7 protein-coding genes are annotated in these 7,022 nt (G+C 64.9%); 1 reads left to right on the top strand and 6 read right to left on the bottom strand.

Annotated features, from left to right (window positions below):
* Nucleotides 1-7 precede the first annotated feature (7 nt).
* The 6 genes from AC5RTE_RS15605 to AC5RTE_RS15630 all read right to left on the bottom strand — a co-directional run bounded on the left by AC5RTE_RS15605 (nt 8) and on the right by AC5RTE_RS15630 (nt 5,692).
* A complete protein-coding gene (locus AC5RTE_RS15605) occupies nt 8-2,458 on the bottom strand; it encodes a heavy metal translocating P-type ATPase (protein ID WP_494042283.1) in 2,451 nt (816 codons plus the stop codon).
* Between the two features lie 25 nt (nt 2,459-2,483).
* Nucleotides 2,484-2,723, bottom strand: a complete 240-nt coding sequence (locus AC5RTE_RS15610) for a heavy-metal-associated domain-containing protein (RefSeq protein ID WP_494042284.1) — start codon at nt 2,721-2,723, stop codon at nt 2,484-2,486.
* 63 nt (nt 2,724-2,786) lie between these two features.
* Complete coding sequence (locus tag AC5RTE_RS15615; protein WP_494042285.1) at nt 2,787-3,134, bottom strand: metal-sensitive transcriptional regulator; 348 nt, start codon at nt 3,132-3,134, stop codon at nt 2,787-2,789.
* A 275-nt stretch (nt 3,135-3,409) separates the two neighbouring features.
* Nucleotides 3,410-3,928, bottom strand: coding sequence for a universal stress protein (locus tag AC5RTE_RS15620; protein ID WP_494042286.1), 519 nt, complete (start codon nt 3,926-3,928; stop codon nt 3,410-3,412).
* A 56-nt stretch (nt 3,929-3,984) separates the two neighbouring features.
* Nucleotides 3,985-4,743: a class F sortase gene (locus tag AC5RTE_RS15625; RefSeq protein WP_494042287.1), complete on the bottom strand. Its 759-nt coding sequence runs from the start codon at nt 4,741-4,743 to the stop codon at nt 3,985-3,987.
* Between the two features lie 100 nt (nt 4,744-4,843).
* The gene (locus tag AC5RTE_RS15630) at nt 4,844-5,692 is read right to left on the bottom strand and encodes a hypothetical protein (protein WP_494042288.1); all 849 of its coding nucleotides are present in this window, start codon (nt 5,690-5,692) and stop codon (nt 4,844-4,846) included.
* Nucleotides 5,693-5,975: 283 nt separating this feature from the next.
* Here AC5RTE_RS15630 and AC5RTE_RS15635 point away from each other — a divergent pair, with 283 nt between their 5' ends.
* Entirely contained in the window at nt 5,976-6,176 is a 201-nt protein-coding gene (locus tag AC5RTE_RS15635) for a hypothetical protein (RefSeq protein ID WP_494042289.1), read from the top strand.
* The last annotated feature ends 846 nt before the right edge of the window (nt 6,177-7,022 follow it).

The raw sequence follows: 7,022 nt of genomic DNA on the forward strand, positions 1-7,022 counted from the left end.
GGGCGCCCTAGGCCTGCTTCCCGAAGCTCCGCAGGCGCAGGGAGTTGGCCACCACCAGGACGGAACTGGCTGCCATCGCGGCACCGGCGATCATCGGGTTGAGCAGTCCCAGCGCCGCCACCGGTATGCCCACGGCGTTGTAGAAGAACGCCCAGAACAAGTTGGTCTTGATGGTGGACAGGGTTCGGCGGGACAGTTCGATGGCCTGGACCACCTGCGAGAGGTCGCTTCCCATCACGGTGAGGTCGGCCGCCTCGATGGCCACGTCGGTTCCGGACCCCATGGCAATGCCGAGGTCAGCCTGGGCCAGCGCTGCAGCATCATTGACCCCGTCTCCGGCCATGGCCACGGTAGCCCCGCCGGACTGCAGCGTGCGCACCACCTCCACCTTGCCCTCCGGCAGGACCCCTGCGTAGACGTCTGCAGGATTAATGCCGACGGCGGCGGCCACCTGGGCGGCAACAGCGGCGTTGTCCCCGGTCAGGAGGATGGGCCGCAGGCCAAGGAACTTCATCCGGTCGATGGCAGCCGCGGAACCTTCCTTGATGGTGTCCCGCAGGTTGATGATGCCGGCAGGAGCACCGTCCACGGCAACCCAGATCGCGGTTGCGCCTGCAGCTTCCGCCTTAGCCAGCAGCTGCAGCTGCGCCGGAGTCAAAGCGATGCCGTTATCCTCAAGCCAGCCGGTACGGCCGGCGGTGACAAGCCTGCCCTCGACGGTTCCGGCGACTCCGCCGCCTGGAGCGGAACGGAAGGCCTGCACTGATGGCAGGCGGGCGCCGTCGGGCACTGAAATGGCTGTGCCCGCATCCTGGGCCGCTGCCGCGGCAGCGGTTATCGCACGCCCGATAGGGTGTTCGGAGGCCGCTTCAACAGCGCCGCCCAGCCTCAACACCTCACGTTCGTCGAATCCCTCAAAGGCAAGGGTGGAGTCCACGGCCAGAACTCCCGTGGTGACGGTGCCTGTTTTATCCAGCAGGATGGTGTCCACGGTGCGGGTGTCCTCAAGAACCTGCGGGCCCTTGATGAGGATGCCCAACTGCGCGCCCCGGCCGGTGCCCGTGAGCAAGCCGACTGGAGTGGCGAGGCCGAGCGCGCACGGGCATGCGATCACGAGAACGGCGACGGCGGCAACGAAGGCCGAGCGCAGGCCTCCGCCTTCCGCGCCGGCGAGAAGGATCCACAGCACAAAGGTAAGAACGGCGATCACCAGGACTACGGGAACGAACACACCGCTGATGCGGTCCGCGAGGCGGGCAATGGGAGCCTTGCCCGTCTGTGCCTGTGACACAAGCCGTGCCATCTGGGCAAGTGTGGTTTCGGAGCCGACGCGGGTGGCCCTGACCAACAGGCGGCCGGAGGTATTGATGGTTGCGCCGGTGACCCGGCTGCCCGGACGCACGTCCACGGGTACTGATTCGCCCGTGACGAGCGAAGCGTCCACGGCCGAGGACCCTTCAACCACCACACCGTCCGTGGCGATCTTCTCGCCGGGCCGGACCACCAGGACATCACCTATCTGCAACTGCCCGGCGGGGATCCGGTGCTCCCGGCCGTCATGCAAAACGGAGGCATCCTTGGCCCCGAGGCTGAGGAGGGCGTGCAGGGCATCGCCGGCCTTTTGCTTCGCGTTCGCCTCAAGATAGCGTCCCAGAAGCAGGAAAGTGGTGACGACGGCCGCAACCTCGAAGTAAAGGCCGCCCTGCTCCATGCCTTCCATGCCGGGGTGCTCCGTCATCAGCGGATCCGCCAACAGCTGCCACGCCGAAAACAGGTACGCTGCAACAACGCCGATGGACACCAGGGTGTCCATCGTGGAAGCAAAGTGCCGGGCGTTGATGGCGGCAGCACGGTGGAACGGCCACGCAGCCCACGTCACCACGGGCAGGGCCAGCGTGGCTGCGGCCCAACCCCAGTGCGCGAACTGGAACGCCGGGACCATCGAAATCAGGAACACGGGCACTGTCAGGAATACCGCCAGGATCAGCCGCGGGCGCAGCCGGGAGGCAGCGCCCCCGTGAGAGACGGTGTCTTCGCTGCCCGTGCCGTGACCGACCGCCGCGGCGCCACCGGAGACGTGCTCGGCACGCCCGCTCGCTCCTCGCTTGGACGCATGCTGCCGCACGTCCCCGATGTCACCGCTCGAGGGCATAACCCCTTCAACTGCAGTTTCGTGGCCCGCGGTGCCGCCCGCCTGGTGCAGGGTGGGGTGAAGCGGTTGGCGGATTGTTGCTTTGTAGCCGGCGGCATTGACAGTGTTGGTTATCTGCTCGTCGGTGATCCCGGCCGGGACTGTGACGTGGGCTGATTCCAGGGGCAGGTTTACCAGGGCCTGGACGCCCTCGAGCTTTCCCAGTTTCTTTTCCACCCGGTTGACGCAGGAGGCGCAGGTCATGCCCTGGATGTCGAGTTCCACCACCCGGCTTTCGGGCTGGGAGATTAGTTCCTGGTTGCTCATACCGTTCCCTGGATAGTTGTGGTGTCTACGCTTCGTTGGCTACCACCAGGTAGCCGGCCTCTGCCACGGCTTCGCCGATCTCGGACGGCGACAGTTCCTTGCTGGACGTGATGGTGACAGTGGAAATGCCGCCGGCGTTGAGTTCGACGTCCACTGCCTCTACGCCTGCCAGGGACTCAAGTTCTTCGCTGACGGCCGAGACGCAGTGGCCACAGGTCATTCCGGAAACGCTGACAGTTGTGGTGGTAGGGGAAATGGTGCTCATGGTGTGCTCCTCTTGTTGGGACGGCCTTGGGAAAGGGTGTGGGAATCTGCCGCGGGAAGGCGGCTAACGCAGAAGCCTGCCGATGGCGTCAGCAGCTTCCTTGACTTTGGCATCGATGACTTCTGCCCGAAGAGCGGGGTCAGGTTCGGAGGCGGCACCCACTACACAGTGGCCGATGTGCTCCTCAACGAGCCCGAGGCTGACGGCATGCAGAGCCTTGGTGACGGCGGAAACCTGGGTGAGGATGTCGATGCAGTACTTGTCCTCATCCACCATGCGTGCGATCCCCCGCACCTGGCCTTCAATGCGCTTAAGCCGGCGAAGGTACGCATCCTTGTTCGCGGCGTACCCGTGCCCTGCTGGCGCCTGGTCCATGGCCGTTTCAGTTGCTGCTCCGTCAATTGTGGTCATGCCATTCACGGTATACCCCGGTGGGGTATCGGCACAAGTACCCCGCCGGGGTATCCCTTAAAAGGGCTATAGGACACAAAAAAGCTCCGGAGTGCGTTATTGGGGGATACGCACTCCGGAGCAGCTCTTGGGCAAGGCCAGCTTCCATGCTGCTGGAATCGGCCTGCTTGAATCAGCTTACGGGCTGGTAGCCCGGTCCGCCAGCACCCTGAATAACTACTTTCACTTTACTTACTGGGCCTCGTCTCCAGCCGTTCAGGACGCTCATCTATGGGTCAGGGCCGGTCCTGGTGGGCTGCCATCCGGTACGGCACGATGAGGACGGGCCTGCTCTGATGATGGGTGAGCCAGGCACCTACGGAGCCGCTGAGAGCCTCCGCAAGACGGTGCGAGAAGCCCCGCTCGGAGGTTCCCACAATGATCATCGGTGCATCTGTTTCCGCCGCAAGTTGGGCGAGGGCACGGGCGGGATCCCCTGCCAGCGTTTGCAGGGTCCACTCAGCGGCGGCGGTCCCCGGCGGCACCTGGGCCACAGCGGCTTCAATGGCAGTCTTCAGTTCGGCCGTCACGCCGCCGATGTTTTCCGCATCTGCGTCCGGGTGCAGCGAGAGCCTGTGGGCGGACCGGGCCGGGTCCCACTCCACCAGGTAGCTCGCCTCATCCACGTAGGCACAGAGCAGGCGGGTCCCCAGCCTGGCGGCGAGGTTGGCGGCTGTTTGCAGGACCTCGGGATGCTGGCGGGGAGCAACACCTACCAGCAGCGGTGAAGTACCGCGCGTGTTTTCTGACGACATAGTCTATTTTCAGCCTGCTTCCACTCTCTTGAACAGCGCCAACCCGCCCGGAAGGGTCAGGACGCAGCCGGCGAAGCCATGACCACCACGTTTTTGCCCCAGGGGTCCTGGGTGTAACAGCTGATCAGCACCAGCCGGTTGGGCACAATGTCCCAAATTGGACTGTCTTTCAGGCCGGACTTCAGGTGGGTTGTCACGCTGTCCACCCGGTAGGGCATAGAGCCGCCTGCAGTGTCCACCTCCAGCAGATCGCCCACTGCGGCCGATGAACTCAGCTGGTTGAAGGGTGCCTCTGTGCCTTCCCAGCTGTGGCCGATGATGTAAGTGGTGTTGGTGGAGCCGTTTCCCGGGGTACCGAACGGGGCCAGCCAGTAGCCGTCCTTGGTTGCCGGCGGCACAATCGTTTCGCTGGCGCGTGCGGCGTCGTCCAGCTCCAGTGCATGCACCGGCACATCGAAGGCCGCCGATGGGTAGCGGATGCGCACCGGGGCGGCTGCTGCCGGCAGGGCAGGGGCCTGCGCTTGCTGGGCAGGAGCAGGCGCAGCGGCAGGAGCAGCGGCCGAGGCGGGGGGTGCCACCCCCGGCATCGCCGTCGGGGCCTTTGGTGCCGGTTTGTCGAAGGTGCCGCCGGAGGGCGGTGCTGTCATGGCCCCGCTGACACCGGGAGGTACTTGCGCCGCTTGGAACACGGGGGCGCCGAAAGTGAGGGATAAAAAGGCCATGACGCCGCACAGGAGAATCACCAGGTCGCCCCGGTTCCAGCGCCTCCACCTGCGCGCTCCGGAGGCTGCGTGCCGGCTAGTTTTTTTCGACATGCTGCTCCTTTTCCACTGCAAATGGGGATTGGGCAGGAAGGCGTCCCGCCGGGGCGGGACGCCTTCTTGCCAGGCGGCCTTCGGCCGGGGCTTACCCGCGTCAGCGTGTGAGGGGCAGTGTGCGGGGCTTGCGGCGGAATGCCACTGCCGTTCCAGCTGTAAGCAGTGCGCCCAGGCCGGCCAGCCAGGACGGCTCGGCGTCAGGTCCGCCGACGGCAGTCTGGGCGTTGTACCCCTGGTTCGTTCCGCGGCCTGAGCTGATGGCGGCTCCGGTGGCAGGAGCTGCCGCTGCTGCCTGGGCCACCGTGGCCTCCGGTTGGACTGCCGCCGGCTGTTCGGGCACGACGACGGTTGTTGCCGGCGGTACTGTCGCTGGCGGAACGGCTGCGGGTTGTTCAACAACTGGCGGGTTTGTAATGGGGGTAACCACAGGTTGTTCCACCGGCGGCACTTCCACGGGTGGAACCACGACGGCGGGAGGTATCACGGGCTGGTCCACCACCGGTGGAACAACTGCCGGTGGTACGACCGGCGGAACAGCTATGGGCGGAACAACTACTGGCGGTACGACGGGCGGTACGACGGGCGGGTTCACTACCACCGGCGGTACGACGGGCGGGTTCACTACGACGGGTGGATGCACGGGAGGAACCACCGTACCCGGCGTCACGCACCCGCCGGCATGGATGGCCCTCCCCAGGGCATCCCAGTTTTGTCCGTAATCCATGCCGTCATTTGGCGGAATGATGTCCGCGCCGTGCCCGTCATGGCCGTTCAGTGACGGGACGGCAACAGTGATGGGACTGTACTGGCCGGAGTTGGAGCCGGAGCCGGCGTGGCAGATGACAATCCTGTCGTCGTCATCGCTGCCACGGTCCGCTACGGCGGGAGCCGCGACGGCGAATGCAGTCAGGCCCAGCACCCCCAACGTTGTTATGGCACGTTTCATGATGATTCTCCCCAGTTCTGATGTGAAACCGACCATGACGAGGAGGACCAGCGAATGCACCGATTGCCCCAGCAGCACGGTCAGCTTGCTTGAGTTTTCAGGCTAGGTGGGCCCTAGTTGCCAGTCGTGAGTAGGGACTACTCGTCTTTGGCGTGCTCCCGGAAAGCCGGTTACTTGCCGGTACCCGAAGAAACGGGCGCGCTACTTGGAGCCGCTCCCAATACCTTGTAGCCCGACCGGCCCGCGCCTACCGTTAAACCAGCTGACGAAAGGGCGTGAGGGCATGGAGATTTTTATGTGGTGGCTGGACCTGGACCTCGCCAGCAAGGAATGGCTGCGGGAGAACCTTCGTGCCGAGGAACTTCCACTTCCGGTACTGCAAGGCATTGCGGAGGCTGGCGGACCCCGCCCCGATAACCCGGCGGCAGTGTTGACGCCGGCGGACTGGGACTTCATCGAGACCCAGTCGGAGTTCGTGGACTAGTTGTACTTAGTCGTTGGTTGTTGCACCTGCTGAGGGGTGGTTTGCCTGTAAGGCTGCCGTGGGGCCGGAACACTGCGCAGGTCAGGCCTTTTTCGTCTGGCAGGATCTCGGCACACTCCGCTGACGCTGACTCCGATGGCGCCGGTGACGGGCCGGTTGTTGGTCTGCCCGTCACGGGCGGTGACGTAACTGGCATAGACGAACCCTCTGGATGGGCCCGGTCCAGCGCCCGGTTCTGCCACTCGCTCACTCCCCCCGCCGATGACCTCCTCCGCGATGGTCAGATGGCGTCCTCCGAGAGTTGGTGCCCAACACTTCGGCGAAGTGACCGCTATTGCTCCGGAGGGAAGCGCCAGGGCAGTGGCAGGGCGATCCCCCTGCGCAGCTGGCGCACGCTGCCTGGCATCCGTGGGCACGTTGAGCTCCACCGGCCGGAGACCGGTCAGCACAGCCTCCGCGCGGGCACTGTTGGGGAGATCCCGCTCCTGCGCCGCCCGCCACGTCGTGCTTTTCGTATTAGTGGTGGTCGTAAATTTCGCCAGTCCGCGATGGACCCAATAACGGCACTGGTGCGTACTTGTTCCGCCCCTTGGGTTGTGCGCTAACTCGCCTTGTCGGTGTGAGCCGGTTCATAGGGGGTGGGGTGTGTGGGTGGGGGGTTTTATGGTGTTGGTGGCGGGGGTTTTGGGTGGTGTGGGGGTGGATTTGCGGGTTGGTGTGCTGGGGGTGTATTGTTTTTTGAGTCGCCGCGCCGCTGTTGCGGAGAGTTTGCGGCCAACCCCCCTTTGAATGGCCTGGAATATGGTTCGCTTTTGGGCGTGCCTGTTTGGGTGGGGCCGGGTTCTT

The sequence above is a fragment of the Arthrobacter sp. K41 genome (assembly GCF_059089645.1).